This is a genomic window from Methylovirgula sp. 4M-Z18, from assembly GCF_037890675.1.
Lineage (GTDB): Bacteria > Pseudomonadota > Alphaproteobacteria > Rhizobiales > Beijerinckiaceae > 4M-Z18.
The window spans coordinates 729,369-745,247 of the sequence record NZ_CP149574.1 but is presented as its reverse complement, the minus strand read 5'-3'; the positions used below and the strand labels follow the sequence as shown (position 1 = coordinate 745,247).

At 62.2% G+C, this 15,879-nt stretch carries 12 protein-coding genes; 6 read left to right on the top strand and 6 right to left on the bottom strand.

Annotated features, from left to right (window positions below; genetic code table 11):
- Nucleotides 1–53: 53 nt before the first annotated feature.
- The 3 genes from V9T28_RS03300 to V9T28_RS03290 all read right to left on the bottom strand — a co-directional run bounded on the left by V9T28_RS03300 (nucleotide 54) and on the right by V9T28_RS03290 (nucleotide 7,058).
- On the bottom strand, nucleotides 54–2,669 hold the full coding sequence (locus tag V9T28_RS03300; RefSeq protein WP_116400823.1) for a sialidase family protein: 2,616 nt from the start codon (nucleotides 2,667–2,669) through the stop codon (nucleotides 54–56).
- A 239-nt stretch (nucleotides 2,670–2,908) separates the two neighbouring features.
- Nucleotides 2,909–3,184, bottom strand: a complete 276-nt coding sequence (locus V9T28_RS03295; protein ID WP_116400822.1) for a hypothetical protein — start codon at nucleotides 3,182–3,184, stop codon at nucleotides 2,909–2,911.
- Nucleotides 3,185–3,425: 241 nt separating this feature from the next.
- Nucleotides 3,426–7,058: a hydantoinase B/oxoprolinase family protein gene (locus V9T28_RS03290; protein ID WP_116400821.1), complete on the bottom strand. Its 3,633-nt coding sequence runs from the start codon at nucleotides 7,056–7,058 to the stop codon at nucleotides 3,426–3,428.
- A 361-nt stretch (nucleotides 7,059–7,419) separates the two neighbouring features.
- On the opposite strand from V9T28_RS03290, the gene V9T28_RS03285 reads away from it, so the two are divergent.
- From V9T28_RS03285 to V9T28_RS03265, 5 genes are all read left to right on the top strand, one after another.
- The gene (locus V9T28_RS03285; RefSeq protein ID WP_116400820.1) at nucleotides 7,420–8,004 is read left to right on the top strand and encodes a winged helix DNA-binding protein; all 585 of its coding nucleotides are present in this window, start codon (nucleotides 7,420–7,422) and stop codon (nucleotides 8,002–8,004) included.
- Nucleotides 8,005–8,088: 84 nt separating this feature from the next.
- Nucleotides 8,089–8,553 (top strand): hypothetical protein, encoded by a 465-nt coding sequence (locus tag V9T28_RS03280; RefSeq protein WP_116400819.1) that lies wholly within the window; start codon nucleotides 8,089–8,091, stop codon nucleotides 8,551–8,553.
- A 279-nt stretch (nucleotides 8,554–8,832) separates the two neighbouring features.
- On the top strand, nucleotides 8,833–9,681 hold the full coding sequence (locus tag V9T28_RS03275; RefSeq protein ID WP_116400818.1) for a 23S rRNA (adenine(2030)-N(6))-methyltransferase RlmJ: 849 nt from the start codon (nucleotides 8,833–8,835) through the stop codon (nucleotides 9,679–9,681).
- A gap of 19 nt (nucleotides 9,682–9,700) precedes the next feature.
- Nucleotides 9,701–10,306, top strand: a complete 606-nt coding sequence (locus V9T28_RS03270; RefSeq protein WP_116400817.1) for a glutathione S-transferase — start codon at nucleotides 9,701–9,703, stop codon at nucleotides 10,304–10,306.
- Nucleotides 10,307–10,381: 75 nt separating this feature from the next.
- Nucleotides 10,382–11,548, top strand: a complete 1,167-nt coding sequence (locus tag V9T28_RS03265; protein WP_116400816.1) for an OpgC family protein — start codon at nucleotides 10,382–10,384, stop codon at nucleotides 11,546–11,548.
- Between the two features lie 53 nt (nucleotides 11,549–11,601).
- Here the strand turns inward: V9T28_RS03265 and V9T28_RS03260 are convergent, their stop codons facing one another.
- Nucleotides 11,602–12,528 carry a COG3904 family protein gene (locus tag V9T28_RS03260; protein WP_147306435.1) on the bottom strand — a complete coding sequence of 309 codons (927 nt, stop codon included), beginning with the start codon at nucleotides 12,526–12,528 and terminating at the stop codon, nucleotides 11,602–11,604.
- An 18-nt stretch (nucleotides 12,529–12,546) separates the two neighbouring features.
- Between V9T28_RS03260 and V9T28_RS03255 the strand changes: the two genes are divergently transcribed.
- A complete protein-coding gene (locus tag V9T28_RS03255; RefSeq protein ID WP_147306434.1) occupies nucleotides 12,547–12,918 on the top strand; it encodes a hypothetical protein in 372 nt (123 codons plus the stop codon).
- Between the two features lie 53 nt (nucleotides 12,919–12,971).
- Here V9T28_RS03255 and V9T28_RS03250 read toward each other — a convergent pair whose 3' ends face one another.
- Nucleotides 12,972–14,402, bottom strand: coding sequence for a COG3904 family protein (locus tag V9T28_RS03250; protein WP_158554797.1), 1,431 nt, complete (start codon nucleotides 14,400–14,402; stop codon nucleotides 12,972–12,974).
- A 147-nt stretch (nucleotides 14,403–14,549) separates the two neighbouring features.
- The gene (locus V9T28_RS03245) at nucleotides 14,550–15,878 is read right to left on the bottom strand and encodes a COG3904 family protein (protein WP_116400813.1); all 1,329 of its coding nucleotides are present in this window, start codon (nucleotides 15,876–15,878) and stop codon (nucleotides 14,550–14,552) included.
- Nucleotide 15,879: the final 1 nt, after the last annotated feature.

The window sequence follows — 15,879 nt, the reverse complement described above, 5'->3', positions numbered from 1 at the left end:
CTCACTGAGCAGCCGGAATGGCCACGGTCCACTCACTATCCTCCTATCGGCACCTATGCCTTCCGCCTTTTTCCGACCGCAGCCGTCTTGCTAACTGCCAGCGCCTTCGGGTCGTCGCCCACCAGCAACTGCAGCGAGACGCCGCCGGTCGGAATTTTGCCGTCCTTGCGCTGGGCGATGCGCACGATCGTACTCTTTTTCAGGTGCGCCGGCGCAACGAACGACAGGGTGAGTTTGCGCAACTCCTGCGCGTCGACGCTGAAACTGACGGTCGTGCGCTGAGTCTTGAGTTCCCAGCTCCGCGACACGGATGCGGCCGCGGCCCGCTCCATCGTGGCGTGAGCCGCCACCATTTCCTTTTTATTTTTGCCATGGCAGGTGCACTTGCCATCCTGGTTTTTCTCGCGACATTGGCACGGGCAATAGGATCGCCACACCGTTCCTTTCGTCGTAACGATCTCTCCGGCCACGCAATTGCCGACCCGAACCATGACACGGCATTCACCGGTGAACACCAATTCGCCCGGCGCGCAGCAATCGTCGTGATCGCCGTCGCCGCCACCCAATCCGTGTCCGGGCAGCGAGATCGGGTCCATGCGCAAGGTCATCGGCACTTCGGCGAGCTCGTGCCCCTTGTCGACCGTGATGTCGATGGTGCGATGTTTTGCATCCCATACGCTGCCGGCAATGAACGGCAAATGCACATGCATCGACTCGCCCGCAGGCATATGGACATAGGTCAGATTGCGCTGGCAGACATTGTTGTTGCCGTAGACGAAGGAGCCGTGCGGACACATATCGGCGGGATCGGCCGGAATGTCGCCGCCGTTGGTGCCACCGGCCGAATCGTCGTTACCGCTGCGGATCTCGCCGAGCAGACACGGGTGCCAGGTTCCTTCAATCGGGATTTGTCCGGCTGGCCAAGTGATGGGTCCGAAGATCACCGTCTCGCCATTCGCGACCGCGAGCGGCGCGCTCTCGCCAAGATAAAGATGATTGCTTGCGAGCGCAGCAGTCGACCAATCGTCCGGATACCAATCTTGCGGATACCAGAACTCCGAGCCCGGCAATCCGAGCAAGGAGGGGAAATTGCCGACCGTGACGGCAAAGGTCGCGGCAGACGTGTCGTTCGGCCCATTGTTGGTGGCGCGGCCATAGACATAGTGGGTTGTCACGCCGTTGCGCAGCAAGCCTTGATCGACGAAATTCACATCGCCGTCCGGTTGATGGCGCACGACCATATCGGGCGATTCCCAAAATACCGCGCCCGGCGATGGCACGCTGCCGGTATCTCCCGGCCCATCGCGGGTGTAAAGATCGGCCGGATAGATCGAGACGCGCGCGATGAACATCTCCTGGATGCCGCTTCGCGTATCCGTCCAGAAGGGGAAGAACCCCAGCGTGCTGGCCGCGAATCCGTAATAGTCGCCAATGAACGTGACACCCGGAATCGCATCTGCATTGGGCGCGTCGAATGCCGGATTCCAACTGCGGTCCGACACGGTGACACGACTGGCGAATGTCACGCCGCCGTCGGTGGAAGCCGCCATCTCGACCACGATCTGATCACTCTGAAACTCGCCATCGGGCATCGGGCCGAATTCATAGAATGTGATCCCGACTTCGCCCGTCGGCGTCGTGGCAAGCTGCGGATGAAAATCCTGCATGTTTGCGGGCGAAGCCTGGGCACCGGTAAACATGGGCTGGCCGGACGATGGGCCATCCCAGGTCGTGCCGCCGTCAGGAGAAAATCGGTAATAGATGCGCGATATCTGCTCTCGCATATCCGCCCAGGCAACCGTGACACCCGTACCGCTCGTCGTGACGCAGGCGTAGGTGATCACGCGGAACGTGCCGCCAGGAAAGACCGGCCACCCGCCGATGGTCGACAGGGCGCCCATCAGGTTGGTGATGCCGCTGGCCACGGTGATCGGCGCCGAGAATGTCGCGCCACCGTCGGAAGACGTGACGAGCTTGATCGAACTGCCGCCTTCGGGCGCCCAGACAATCAGCAATGTGCCATCCGCCATCACGGTCAGTTCCGGCGAGAAAGAATCGGATGTGCCGGGAATCGCCGAACCTGCCGGTTGATCGACGCCGCCTATGCGCGTGCCCTTCCAGGTTGTTCCGTGGTCTGTCGTCCGGGCAAACAACATCCCGCCGGCGCCATCCCATGCCGCATAGACATTGCCGGAATTCGGCCCGCCGGTCGTGTCGGCCCAACAGGCCTGCTTATCGTCGACCGTGCTCTGATGGATGAGTTGGGGTGCGCCCCAGGTGCGGCCGCCATCTGTCGACTTGTAGATGCTGATGCCGATCGTTTGTCCGTGATTGGGGCCGCTTTCTCCCTGCCAGGGCAATGCAACGATGTAGACGTTGCCGACGTCATCGAAAATCACCGCAGGATCGGTGGTGCTGGGATAAGTTCTGCCGTCGGTGTCCACCAACGGCAACACGGTCTCGGTCCACGTTTGGCCGCCATCGAATGTCGCATAGGCAGCGAGCGAAAAGGCGTAATTCACGATATCGGTGAACCGCTTCGACGAGCCGACCATGTTGTACGGATCAAGCGGATTCACAGCGAGGTCGGATTCGCTGCGGGCGTTTTGCGGATTGCTGTCGCAGCTCACGCGTCGGTTGAACCGCGGACCATGGATGACAATTGTCATGGGAGCCTCCCTGTTGCAAAGAGTGTCAACTTCAGGCTCATAGGATCGGCTGACCTGCTTCTTCAGCAGCCCGCATCAGTCAACGGGAACGACCCACGTGGCGCAAACACATCGACCGAGCATGAAGTACGGTACCGCCTGCAACGCACGCGTCGCCGCGGCACATCATTGAGTCATGATGCGGAATCGGATTTTCCTGGTGGCGTTTATTTAGATCTGCGTCGAAGAGATCAGTTTCCTCATCTGGACGCAGGTACGGACGCACGCAGACTCAATCGTCCCGTGCGAAGATAGTTGACGGCGAAGGCGCCTATCAGGGCGCAAAAGGCCACCTCCAAAATATCGGCGCAGACAAAGAGCCAGCTTTGTTGATATTCGCCGCTCACGAATGTCGCGGTGCCCCCCGCAAGGGCAATCATCAACAAACGCAACCAGAGTGGGCGAAACCAGCGCAAATCAAAAGTGGACAGCGCGCCGATTGCGGCGCCGACGCCAATGGGGAAGAGCTCGTCCATGTGCAAGATCTCCTTCGGTTGCGCGTCGGGTACGAGAACCCGACGCGACGCAAGCATCCCCGAGCCAATCTTTTATCATTCGGTCAGTGTGGCATAGTGCTACACCGAAGGGCCTCTTTTTAAAGCCGCCAATTGTGCCTAGTTCCTTTGGCCAGGACGCTTCGCCCACAGGCGCGCCCCATCGCGACCGCGGGTGAGATCGCGGACGAATGGCTTTTTGCCAATCGTCCATCATTGTTCTTCACTCCGCCTTGCCCACACCACCGCCTGTGGGCGTCACGATGATGATCGCGTCGCCCGGCGCCATCGTGGTCTGGTCGCAGCCTTGCAGTTCCTCGATCTTGCCACCCTTACGCCGCGCGTAATTGTGGCCGAGTTCGCCGGACTCACCGCCATCCAGCCCGAAGGTCGGCACACGGCGGTGGCCGGAGAGGATCGCCAGGTCCATCGCTTCCAGGAAGCGCACCGTGCGCTTCGTGCCATCGCCCGCCTGGAACTCGCCCTTGCCCCCCGAGCCGCGCCGGATGTGGAAATCCTCCAGCACCACGGGGAAGCGGAATTCGAGAATTTCCGGATCGGTCAGGCGCGAATTGGTCATGTGGGTGTGCACGCCCGAGGCTCCGCTGAAACCATGGCCCGCCGGCGCGCCGGAACAGAGCGTCTCGTAATATTGGTGCTTCTTGTTGCCCCAGGTGAGATTGTTCATCGTGCCCTGGGCCGAGCCGAGGCCGCGCAGCGCGCCGAACAACGTGTCGGTCACCGCTTGGCTCGTTTCCACATTGCCCGCGACTACCGCCGCCGGATATTCGGGCGAGAGCATCGAGCCTTTCGGAATGACGATGTCGAGATTGCGCAGACAGCCCGCATTCATCGGAATGTCGTCGTCCACCATCACGCGGAACACATACAACACCGCCGCGCGCGCGACCGGTTCGGGCGCGTTGAAATTGGTCGGCTGCTGTGGGCTCGTGCCAGTGAAATCGATTGTCGCGCGCCGCGCCTTGCGATCGACCGTGATCTTCACGCGGATGAAGGTGCCCTGATCCATCTCATATTCGAAGGAGGAATCGCTCAGGCGGTCGATGACACGCGCAACGCTCTCGGCCGCATTATCCTGCACATGCGCCATATAGGCTTTCACCACCGGCAGCGTGAAGTGCACCACCATTTTGGCGAGTTCCTGCACGCCCTTCTCATTGGCTGCGATCTGTGCTTTGAGATCATTGACATTCTGCAGCGGATTGCGCGCGGGATAAGGCGCGCCTTCGAGCAGCGCATAGAGTTCCTTCTCGCGGAACTTGCCGCCATCGACGAGTTTGAAATTGTCGATATAGACGCCTTCCTCGATGATATTGGTGGCGCGCGGACTCATCGAGCCCGGCGAGACGCCGCCGACATCGGCGTGGTGGCCGCGCGAGGCGACCCAGAACAGGATCTTCTTGCCGTTGTCATCAAACACCGGCGTGCAGACGGTGATGTCGGGCAGATGCGTGCCGCCGTTGTACGGCGCGTTCAGCGCATAGACGTCGCCTGGTTTCAGCTTGCCCTTGTTGAGGCGTGCAATCGTCTCGACCGAGCGGTCCATCGAACCCAAATGCACCGGCATATGCGGTGCATTGGCGACAAGCCGGCCGTCGGCGTCGAACACGGCGCAGGAGAAATCGAGCCGCTCCTTGATGTTCACCGAATAGGCGGTGTTCTGCAAAGTCACGCCCATCTGCTCGGCAATCGACATGAAGAGATTGTTGAAGATCTCGAGCAACACCGGATCGGCCTTGGTGCCGATCGCCGTGCGCTTTGGCAAGGCAACGACGCGCTGCAGCACAATGTGATTCTTCACCGTCAATTCAGCCTGCCAGCCCGGCTCGATCACAATCGTCTGGTGCGGTTCGATCAGGAGCGCCGGGCCCTTCACCTTGTGGCCGAGGTTCAACTGATCGCGCGTATAGACATTGGCCTCATGCCATGCGCCGCCGGAGAAAAACTGCGTGCTGCGCGCGGGCTTGGGCAGGCGCGTTCTGCCTTTCGTCTTGGCGCGCTCGACGAAGCGAGCGCCGCCGCCGACTGCTTCGACCGAGACTGCCTCGATCACGAGATGCTTGGAACGGTCCATGAAACCGAAGCGTGCCTTATGCGCTTTCTCGAAGGCCTTTTTCATCGCCTCGAGCGAACCGGCCTTCACGACGATCGGCGTGTCCGTGCCGGCATAGCGGATATGAGCGCTCACATGCAGCGTCACGTCGGATTTCGCGACGCCCTGGCTTGCGACTTCCTTGAGCGTCTCGGCGCTGAGCCTTTTACCCACGCGCGCAATGCTTTTCAGCGCCTTGTCGCCGAATGCCTCTTCGAGCCCTTGGCTGCGCGTCGCACGAATATCGGCAAGGCCCATGCCGTAGGCCGACAGCAGCGACGAGAACGGATGAACCAGCACGGTCTTCATGCTGAGCGCGTCGGCGACGAGACAGGCATGCTGGCCGCCCGCGCCGCCGAAGCAATTGAGCGCATAGCGCGTGACGTCATAGCCGCGCGCGACCGAGATTTTCTTGATCGCTTCGGCCATATTGGCGACGGCGATCTGAATGAACCCGTCAGCCGCAGCCTCCGGCTTGCGGCCGTCGCCGACTTCGCGCGCCATGGCCATGAAGGCCTCGCGCACATGATCGACATCGAGCGGTTCGTTCTGCTCCGGGCCGAAGATTTTCGGGAAGAAATCGGGCAGCAGTTTGCCGGTCATCACATTGGCGTCGGTCACCGCCAGCGGCCCGCCGCGACGATAGCATTTCGGGCCCGGATTGGCGCCGGCCGAATCCGGGCCGACGCGGAAACGCGAGCCGTCGTAGTGCAGGATCGAGCCCCCGCCCGCCGCCACCGTATGAATCAGCATCATCGGCGCGCGCATACGCACGCCCGCAACCTCGGTTTCAAAGGCGCGCTCGAATTCGCCGTCGTAATGCGCGACATCGGTCGAGGTGCCACCCATGTCGAAGCCGATGATGCGCTTGAAGCCCGCGCTCTCGCCGGTCGCGCTCATCGCGACGACGCCGCCGGCCGGACCGGAGAGAATGGCGTCCTTGCCCGCGAACAGATTGGCCGCGGTGAGGCCGCCCGACGACATCATGAACATCAGCCGCGCGCCCGTGCGTTCGACATCGAGTTCGCGCGCCACCTGGTTGACATAGCGCGACAGGATCGGCGTGAGATAGGCGTCCACAACGGTCGTGTCGCCGCGCCCGACGAGCTTGATCAGCGGCGACACCTCGTGGCTGACGGAGACTTGGGCGAAACCCATCTCGCGCGCCAGCGCCGCAACACGCTTTTCGTGCTCGGGGAAGCGGTAGGCGTGCATGAAGACGATGGCGACGGCATCGAAGCCAGCCTTGCGGGCCGCTTTGAGGTCGCGCGTCACCTTCTTCAAATCCGGCTCTTTTTCCACTTTGCCATCGGCCAGGACGCGCTCATCCACCTCGACCACGTCAGCATAGAGTTGCTCCGGCTTGATGATATTCTTGGCGAAGATCTTCGGCCGCGCCTGATAGCCGATCTCCAGAGCGTCGCGGAACCCCTTGGTGGTGACGAGCAAGGTCTTCTCGCCCTTGCGCTCCAGCAGTGCATTGGTCGCGACCGTCGTGCCCATCTTGACGGCGCCGATCCACCCCGCCGGGATGGCCTCGCCCTTGGCAAGACTGAGCAGATCGCGAATGCCCTGCACCGCCGCGTCGCTATAGGCGCCGGGGTTTTCGGAGAGCAATTTATGGGCATGCAGGCCGCCGTGCGGATCGCGGCCGACGATATCCGTGAACGTGCCGCCGCGGTCGATCCAGAAATCCCAGGTCCCGGCTTTTTTCGGCTTTTTGGCGGTGGCTGCTTTGCTCACGAATGCGATCTCCCCGATTGATCTAAGGTATGCACACCTCTTCCGTCATTGCGAGGAGCGAAGCGACGAAGCAATCCATCCACCCCCTGGAGAATTGTGTCGCAGTTTAAGCAGTTGCGACCAAGAACATAAGTTGGGGGATGGATTGCTTCGCTTCGCTCGCAATGACGGAGATGTAGATACCGTAACCTGACTGATGAGGCGAATATCGACATTTTATCGATAATTTGTCAATGTATCGGCGACAATATTGCGATAAAATTCTTTCTGCGCTAGCGTGAACGGACCGTGGCCCTCCAGGCCGCAGGCGGGCTGCGAGCCCGCGGTCCACTCATCCCCGCTAGGCCGATGGAAGCGCCCCATGACGACCCCTGGCAAGCCCCGCCCCAAACCCTCCGTCCTGCCCGGATTCGGCGGCGATGATGCGCCGCCGCAGCCGCGCGGCTTCGGCCCGATCGTCGCCTCCGCCCATCTTGCCTCGGGCGCGAGCCCCGCTCTCTCCGAGCTCGAATTCGGCCTGATGCTCGCGAGCCATGCGTTCCACCGCTGGATGGTGCGCGGCATGGCGGCGGCGGGGCTCCCCGACCTCTCGCCGCTCGACGTCATGGTGCTGCATACGGTCAATCATCGCGGCCGGGCCAAGAAGCTCGCCGACATCTGCCTCGTGCTCAACATCGAGGACACCCATCTCGTCAATTATGCGCTGAAAAAGCTCGAGCGCCTCGGTTTGGTGAAGAGTCAGAAGGCGGGTAAGGAAAAGGCGGTCACGATCAGCCCGAAAGGCGAGCAAGCCTGCCTGAAATACCGCGAGATCCGCGAGGCTTTGCTCGTCAAGGCGGTGCAATCGGTCGGGCTCAACGAGGCCGCGATCAGCCAAGTCGCCGCGATGTTACGCGGCCTCTCCGGCCATTATGACCAGGCGGCCCGCGCGGCGGCGAGCTTGTAGCGGTCTGGCCCGAATGTAACTTGACCGGCGCGGCATGGCGCGGCATCGTCGCGCCTGATCGATTTGCCTCTCAAGGTTTGCACCATGATCCGCCGCCTCTTGCTGCTCGCACTCGTCCTTCCCGGGCTGGTTGCCGCCTCTACGAGTGGGGTATCGGCGCGGCCGATCCTGCCGGCCGAGAAACGCTTCCTGCCCTATACCGGCGATGTGCCGGCCTGCGACGAAGGCGGCATCCTAAGCACGATCCAATCGCGCTTCAGCCAGAAGGAAAGCTACTACTGGAATTCGTCGCTGACCTTGCAGAGCTTCGACCGGATCAAGCAGCTCGGCTTTCGTTCCGACGGCGCCGATTACATCCCGCGCCGCTATTGCGCCGCTCGTGTGCTGGCGAGCGACAACAAATACCGGCAGGTCGTGTATCAGATCGGCGAGGATCTCGGCATGATTGGCTGGGGTCCCGGCGTCACCTGGTGTGTCGAAGGGCTCGACCGCGATCTTTCCTACGGCCTGCATTGCCGCACTTTGCGGCCCCATTCGGACGTGCATTAGGGTCGAAACTCAATCATGGAAGGTGTCTGGATGAGGTCAAAAATGGTCAAATGCGAGGAGCATTGCGCGGCCGGTACGTCCGTACCGGCAAGCATTGCGACGTGGCAGATGACCATTTTTCACCTCACCGGAGGCGCGGCGAAATTGACCGACTGCGGCGTCGATGGTCCTAGCGGGACGGACGTCCCGCGTCAGCCCATCTCCTGGCATTCGGTCAATTTGGCCGCGTCCAGACACCATCCATGATTAAGTTTCGACCCTAAGGCGGGCAAGGGGCGCATGAACTACCGTCACGCGTTCCACGCCGGCAATTTTGCCGACGTGTTCAAACATGCGCTGCTCGCGCGCATCGTGAGCTATCTCATCAAGAAGGACGCGCCGATCTTCTATCTCGATACCCACGCGGGGATCGGCCTCTATGATCTTTCCGGAGAGGAGGCGACGCGCACCGGCGAATGGCGCGACGGCATTGCCCGGCTCGCGACGCCTGGGCCGGAGGCGATCAACGCGCTGCTGCAGCCCTATCTCGATGCGGTCGGCCCGCTCGATACGGACGGCATGCCCGCGCTCTACCCCGGTTCGCCGGCGCTGGTCCAGGCGTTGCTGCGGCCCCAGGACCGCGCCACGCTGTGCGACCTGCATCCCGTCGACGCGAAGCTGCTGGCGGAGAGCATCGGGCGCGACAAGCGCATGAAAGTGATCGAGATCGACGGCTACACGGCGCTCAACGCCTATGTACCGCCCAAAGAACGGCGCGGCCTCGTGCTGATCGATCCGCCTTTCGAAGAGCCGAACGAATTCACGCGGCTGGTCGAGGCCGTGACCCACGCCCATCGCAAATGGGCCACCGGAGTTTATGCGCTGTGGTATCCGCTCAAGGATATGGAGCAGACCGGCAAATTCGCGCGTAAGCTCGCCGCGACAGGCGTGCGCAAGATCCTGCAGCTCGAAATCGAGATCGCGCCGCCGCAGCGGGATGCGTCGGCGCTGTACGGCACCGGCATGATGGTGATCAATCCGCCCTATCAACTCGAAGCCGAAGCGAACGTGCTTTTGCCCTGGCTCGCCAAGCGCCTCGCCCGCGACAACCACCATCAGGCACGCGTCGATTGGCTCGTGCCCGAATGATAAAAACATGGAGACTATGATGTTACTCTTACGCTCGTCGCCCGCCTCCCCCTTCGGCCGCAAGGTGAAGATCGCCGCGGCCCTGCTCGGTCTCCTCGACCGGATCGAGGTCGTCGCGACGGACACGCTCGATCCCAGCGATTCCATCCGCCTGCAAAATCCACTCGGCAAGATTCCCTGCCTGCTGACGGACGACGGCACGGCGCTCTACGACAGCCGGGTGATCGTCGAATATCTCGATTCTCTCAGCAGTGGCCGCAAGCTCATTCCGGCCGAGCCAAAAGCGCGCTTTGCCACGCTCACCTGCCAGGCGCTCGCCGACGGCATCGCCGATGCGGCGCTGCTGCTCGTCTATGAAAAGCGCTTCCGTCCGCCGGAAAAGCACGAAACCACCTGGACGGAGCATCAGCACGGCAAGATCGAGCGGGGCCTGGCGGCCCTCGAGGCCGCGCCTCCGACCGGCGAGATCGATATCGGCCATGTCGCCGTCGCGTGCGTGCTGGGCTATCTCGACCTGCGCTTTGCCGGCGCATGGCGGGCGACCCACCCCAAACTGGAGCAATGGCTCGCCGAATTCGCGCAAGCCGTGCCGATGTTCGAAAAAACGCGGTTCGTGCCGACCTGACCGACACAGCCTCGGTCCGGCGTCCTCACAGATTTGTAATTGGCCTTTGGCCCGGCACATGGCTATCGGTGGTCTATGTTGGACATGACCGCCGAATATGCCGCCGCTCAAAAACCCGCAAAACGCCCGCGCGATTTGCGGCTCGACCTGTTCCGCGGCCTGGCGATGCTCATCATCTTCATCGCGCATGTGCCGGACAATGCGTGGGACCGCTGGATTCCGGCGCGTTTCGGCTTTTCCTCCGCGGCGGAACTATTCGTCTTCTGCTCGGGCCTCGCCTCGTCTCTGGCCTTCGGTTCGGTGTTCGTGCGGCGCGGCTGGTTCATGGGCGCAGCACGCATCGCTTATCGCATGTGGCAAGTCTACTGGGCGCATATCGGCCTGTTCTTCGCCTTGGCGGTGATCTCGATCATGGCGAGCAAGCTGCCGGGTGCGCGCGATTACGTGACCGCGCTCGAAATCGGGCCGCTGATTCAAAGGCCGGCCGGCGCCTTGCCACAGGTCATGACCCTCACCTTCCTGCCGGACCTTTTGAACATCCTGCCGATGTATCTGGTGCTGCTCGCGCTCGTGCCTGTGGTGATGGCGCTGGCGCGCCTCGCGCGCTGGCTACCGCTGGCCCTGTCCTTCTGTCTATGGCTGATCGTGCAGGTCACCCATATCGATCTTCCCAACCATGTGGAGCAGGGGTGGGTCTGGTTCTTCAATCCCTTCGCCTGGCAGATGCTGTTCTTCACCGGCTTTGCCTTCGGCATGGGTTTTCTGCCGCGACCGACATGGAACGTGCCCGTGCTGTTCTGGTCCTGCGTCATCTTTCTGCTGCTCGCCGTGCCGGTCAATTTCTGGGCCTTCACCGAGAATGTCCCTGCTCTCCAAACCCTGCGCGATTGGATCGTTCCCGACGCCGGCGTTGCGACGAGCGAATTGAGCCCGCTGCGCTACCTGCATTTTCTCGCCTCCGCCTATGTCGCACTCAGCCTCGCCGATCGCTATCCGCGGATCCTGCACAATCGCGTCGTGCCGTGGATCGCGATGGTCGGCCAGCAATCGCTCGCCACCTTCATGGCCTCGCTCTCCCTCGCCTGGATCATGGGCATGATGCTCGACGTCTTCGGCCGCAACCTGCTCACCGATGCCATCGCCAATATCACCGGGCTCGCGGCGGTGTTCGCCATCGCCTATCTGGTGCGGTGGTTCAAGCGCAAGCCGTGGGAAGGCGGGCGACGGCACGGGCACGCCTGATAGTCCGATCTGTGCTCGCGCTGCGAGCGGCGCCCATTGCAGGATTTCGTCCCTCACCACAAGCGTTGGCTATCCGACGCGTCCAGCGATTTCGGCGTCGCCGGAACGCGCCGCTTGGCCGGTGCGGCGTCGGGCAACGGTCTGGGCGATGTCCCGCCATCGCGCGACACGACGTTCGCATGCGTCGGTGTCTGTGCCTGCGAGGGCGTTTGCCCATCCGGTCCGTGCGCCATCGGCAGCGCGGCGTGTGCAGGGGGGATGGTGCTGTCGTGGGGCGGCGCATGATAGACGGCGGGCGGCGCATGATAGACGTCATGCGGCGCATAACGGACGACAATTGGATCATGGCCGAAATTTGCGACCCATTCCGAGGCATCGGTCGAATCGGTCGCCAGCAACGTATCGAACAATTCCGCGCGGCTCATCCAGTGCATCGATGCATTGGGCGTCTTCAACATCAGCGGCACCACCCCGTCGTCGACCCCCATTTGCCTGAAATAGGTGGCAAGCTCCTGGTATTGGGCCACTGAAGTCTGTGCCTCCGGCCCGTCGGTCCACTGGGTCTGGCCGGTGGCATCGCGCGACACCTCCACGCTGTGCCCGTCAGGACCTTGCCGGTAGTGTATCAGGTAACGGATTATCTGATGCACGCCGACGAAGGCGGACCGACCGGCATCGCGCTTCACGCCGCCGGCGAAGACTAAAGGACACGCGGAAGCACAATATGCCGTGCCCGACGAAACGGCACCGCGATAGCCGGCAAAACCCGGTCGCTTTGCACAGGTTGCATCACTTGGTCCGCAGTCGGAAAAGCGCGTCAGGCCGACGGCAATATCAAGCCCGCGCCGCCGAATCATGCGACCGATCTCAAGCGCTGCATGCACCTCCCCGCCCGGCGATTGAATGACAATCGGCAACCTGGCGTTGCCCATCGCCTGGAAGACGCGGGCGAACTCGCCCGGCGTGTCCGTCGTGATCATGCCCTGAGCAGAAATCCAATGGGCGCACCCGGCACAGCCCGGATCGTCACCGGTCACGATCACGACGCGCATCGGGTCCTTCGCGCTCTGCTGCTGCGCGCTCGCGCCGCCGCAACAAAGCATGAAAACCAAGGAAACAAGGAAATTTACGACAACAGCCCGAGCCATCATGCTCGAACTATCGTCAAGCAACACACAAAATTCAAGCGCCTTTGTGTGCGGCAGGGACCTAGCGAAATCGTCTTTTTGGCTTACGCCTGCACGCGGTTGCCGGCCGGGTCGAAGGCTGGTGCGCCAGGCCTCGCAACGGCGGTATTCGGCATCGCTTACCTGGTGCGGTGGTTCAAGCGCAAGCCAGGGGAAGGCGGCGGACTACGCGGGCATGCTTGATCGCCCGATCCGCGCTTGAACCGCGAGCGGCGTCAATCGCAGGATTTCATCCCTCACCACAAGCGTTGGCTATCCGACCCGTCCAGCGATTTCGACGTCGCCGGAACGAGGCGACTCTTGGCCGACGCGGCGGGCGACGGTTTGGGCGATGTCCCACCATCGCGCAACGCGACATTTGCATGCGTCGGCGTGGGCGCCTGCGTGGGTGCCGGCTCGCCGCACGCCTCTTTGAGCAGCCCCGGCATGGAGGAGAAAATCTGCGCATTGGTCACGAGACTGAGCCTCGTCTCATTCGGGGCGCGACCGCTTTCAAACTCGATGCGAACCATCCCGTCCTGCGCCAGATCGCAAAATTCACTCTTGGGAATCGACACCGTGAGCGGATCCGAGGGCATCTGCCGTGTCGCTACGGACGCAACCTCTACTTGCCCTTTCGGCATCGTAACGGACACATCGAGCGGCGGCCGTTCGAACGGACGGCCATTGCTTGTCGGCATGGCCGCCAGACGAATGGCACCGTCGTTCCGGCGATAGGTAAAATCCAGACTCAGCAGAACCGGCCCATCCGATCCCTGCCCCATCGGCAGCGTGGCATGTGCAAGGGTGACGGTGCGGTAATCGGGCGACGCATGATAGGCGGCAAGTTGGTCGCGGCCGAGACGGGCAATCAATTGCGCGGCATCGGTTCGATCGGTTGCCATCGACGTGTCGAACAATTCCGCACTGGTCATCCAGTGAATCGATGTATTGGGGGTCGCCAAGACCAGCGGCAACACCCCATCGCCGATCCCCATTTGCTTGAGATAGGCGGCAACGTCCCGGTATTGGGCCGCCGATGTCTCTGCCTCCGGCTCGTCGGTCCACCGGGTCTGGCCGATGGTCTGACGCGACACTTCCACGCGGTGCCCGTCAGGATATTTCAGGAAATGCACCATGTAACGCGTTAAAACGTGGGTCTGTCGCCGGATCGTCTGATGCACGCCAATGCGGGCCAACACACCGACATAGCGCTTCACACCGCCGGCGAAGAGAAAACTGCACGCGGAAGCACAATACGCGGGGCCTGACGAAACGATACCGTGATAGCCGGCAAAGCCCGATCGTTTTGCACAGCTTGCGTCACTTGGTTCGCAGCCGAAAAAGCGTGTCTGGCCGACGGCAATCTCGAGCCCGCGCTGCCGAATCATTCGGCCGATCTCGAGCCCTGCTTGCTCCGCCCCGCCCCGCGATTGAATGACAATCGGCAGCTTGTCCTTGCCCATCGCCTTGAAGGCGCGGGCAAACTCTCCCGGCGTCTCCAAGGTGATCGTGCCCTGGGCAGAAATCCAACGCGCGCAATGGCCGGCACAGTCAGGATCATCGTCGGTCACGATCACGACGCGCATCGGGTCATCGGCGCTCTGCTCCTGCGCCCACGCGCCGCCGAGACAGAGTGTGAAAGCCAACAAAACAAGGAATTTGAGCGCAACAGCCCGAGCCACCATGCCCAAACTATCGTCAAGCGAAACACAAATTTCAAGCGCCTTTGTGTGCGGCAGGGGCCCTGGCGAAATCGTCTTTTAGGCTTACTCCTGCGGCTGCCGGCTTGGTCTAAGGCCGATGCACCAAACCCGAGGGCGGCGCGGCGACGCTCAGTACAAAGCCCCGTCGTTGCGCGACGCGACATTCGCCTGCGCGGGCGTAAAATCTCCACACGCCTCCTCGAGCAGCCCCGGCATGGACGAGAAGGTCCGCACATCCGCCGCGAGACTGAGCCGCGTGTCGTTCGGGGTGTGACCGCTTTCGAAGGCGACACGGATCCTGCCGTCGCGTGCCAGATCGCAAAATTCGCGTTTGCGGATCGAAACCGTGAGCGGCTCCGACACGCTATTCCGGCTCGCTTCGGAAGCAACCTCCAATTGGCCTTTCGGCATGGCGACGAACACATTCGCCGGCGAACTTTCGACAAGCTTACCGTTGCTCGTCGGCGTCGCGGTCAGGCTGACGACGCCATCATTGTGACGATAAGCGAAATCCAGGCTCAACAGGATCGGCCCATCCGCCCCCTGCCCCATCCGCAGCAGCGCATGCGCATAGGTGAGCGTGCGGTAATCGGGCGAAGCGTGGTAGGTGGCCAGCGCGTCGTTGCCGATGCTGGCAATCCATTGACGGGCATCGGTCGAGTCGGTCGCCATCGATGCGTCGAACAATTCGGCGCGAGTCATCCAGTGGATCGACGTATTGGGCGTCGCCAGCATCATCGGCACAAGGCCGTTGCCGATCCCCATTTGGGTGAGATAGACGGAAACGTTACTGTATTGCGCCGGCGAGGTTTCCGCTTTCGGCCCCTCGGTCCAACTGGTCTGATCGACGATGTCGCGTGACGCCACCACGCGGTGCCCGTTGGCATATTTCAACACGTGCAGCATGTAATGGGTCGTCACATGCGTAAGCTCTTGCGACATCTGATGCACGCCAATGAAGTCGTGCATACCGACATGACGCTGAACGCCGCCGGCGAAGAGAAAGCCGCAAGCCGAAGCGCACACCGCGCTGGCCGACGAAATTGTTCCGCGGAAGCCGGCAAAGCCCGGCTCCTTCACACAATCCTTGTCGCGCGGTTCGCAACCGAAAAAGCTCGTCTGGCCGACCGCGATCTCAAGCCCGTGCGCGCGGATCATCCGGCCGATCTCGAGCGCCGCCGGCACGACGCCGCCCGACGAATGAATCACGATCGGCAGCTTGTCCTTGCCCATCGCCTGGAGCACGCGGGCGAAATCGGCCGGCGTCGTCTCGGTGATGTTGCCCTGCGCCGAAATCCAGCGCGGACAGTGGCCGGTACAATTCGGATCGTCGCCGCTCACGATGACGACGCGCATCGGGTCCTTATCGCCCAGCAACGGCTGCGCGCTCGCGCTGCCGAGACAGAGCGTGAGAGCCAAGAAAACAAGGAGTTTTAGTATGATCGTCCGGGCAGCCATG

What these genes read in the sequence shown, in the direction of transcription:
- V9T28_RS03300 (WP_116400823.1), bottom strand. Translation starts at nt 2,669, where the DNA reads ATGACAATTGTCATCCATGGTCCGCGGTTCAACCGACGCGTGAGCTGC.
- V9T28_RS03295 (WP_116400822.1), bottom strand. Translation starts at nt 3,184, where the DNA reads ATGGACGAGCTCTTCCCCATTGGCGTCGGCGCCGCAATCGGCGCGCTG.
- V9T28_RS03285 (WP_116400820.1), top strand. Translation starts at nt 7,420, where the DNA reads ATGACGACCCCTGGCAAGCCCCGCCCCAAACCCTCCGTCCTGCCCGGA.
- V9T28_RS03280 (WP_116400819.1), top strand. Translation starts at nt 8,089, where the DNA reads ATGATCCGCCGCCTCTTGCTGCTCGCACTCGTCCTTCCCGGGCTGGTT.
- V9T28_RS03275 (WP_116400818.1), top strand. Translation starts at nt 8,833, where the DNA reads ATGAACTACCGTCACGCGTTCCACGCCGGCAATTTTGCCGACGTGTTC.
- V9T28_RS03270 (WP_116400817.1), top strand. Translation starts at nt 9,701, where the DNA reads ATGTTACTCTTACGCTCGTCGCCCGCCTCCCCCTTCGGCCGCAAGGTG.
- V9T28_RS03265 (WP_116400816.1), top strand. Translation starts at nt 10,382, where the DNA reads ATGTTGGACATGACCGCCGAATATGCCGCCGCTCAAAAACCCGCAAAA.
- V9T28_RS03260 (WP_147306435.1), bottom strand. Translation starts at nt 12,528, where the DNA reads ATGATCACGACGGACACGCCGGGCGAGTTCGCCCGCGTCTTCCAGGCG.
- V9T28_RS03255 (WP_147306434.1), top strand. Translation starts at nt 12,547, where the DNA reads ATGGGCGCACCCGGCACAGCCCGGATCGTCACCGGTCACGATCACGAC.
- V9T28_RS03250 (WP_158554797.1), bottom strand. Translation starts at nt 14,402, where the DNA reads ATGGTGGCTCGGGCTGTTGCGCTCAAATTCCTTGTTTTGTTGGCTTTC.
- V9T28_RS03245 (WP_116400813.1), bottom strand. Translation starts at nt 15,878, where the DNA reads ATGGCTGCCCGGACGATCATACTAAAACTCCTTGTTTTCTTGGCTCTC.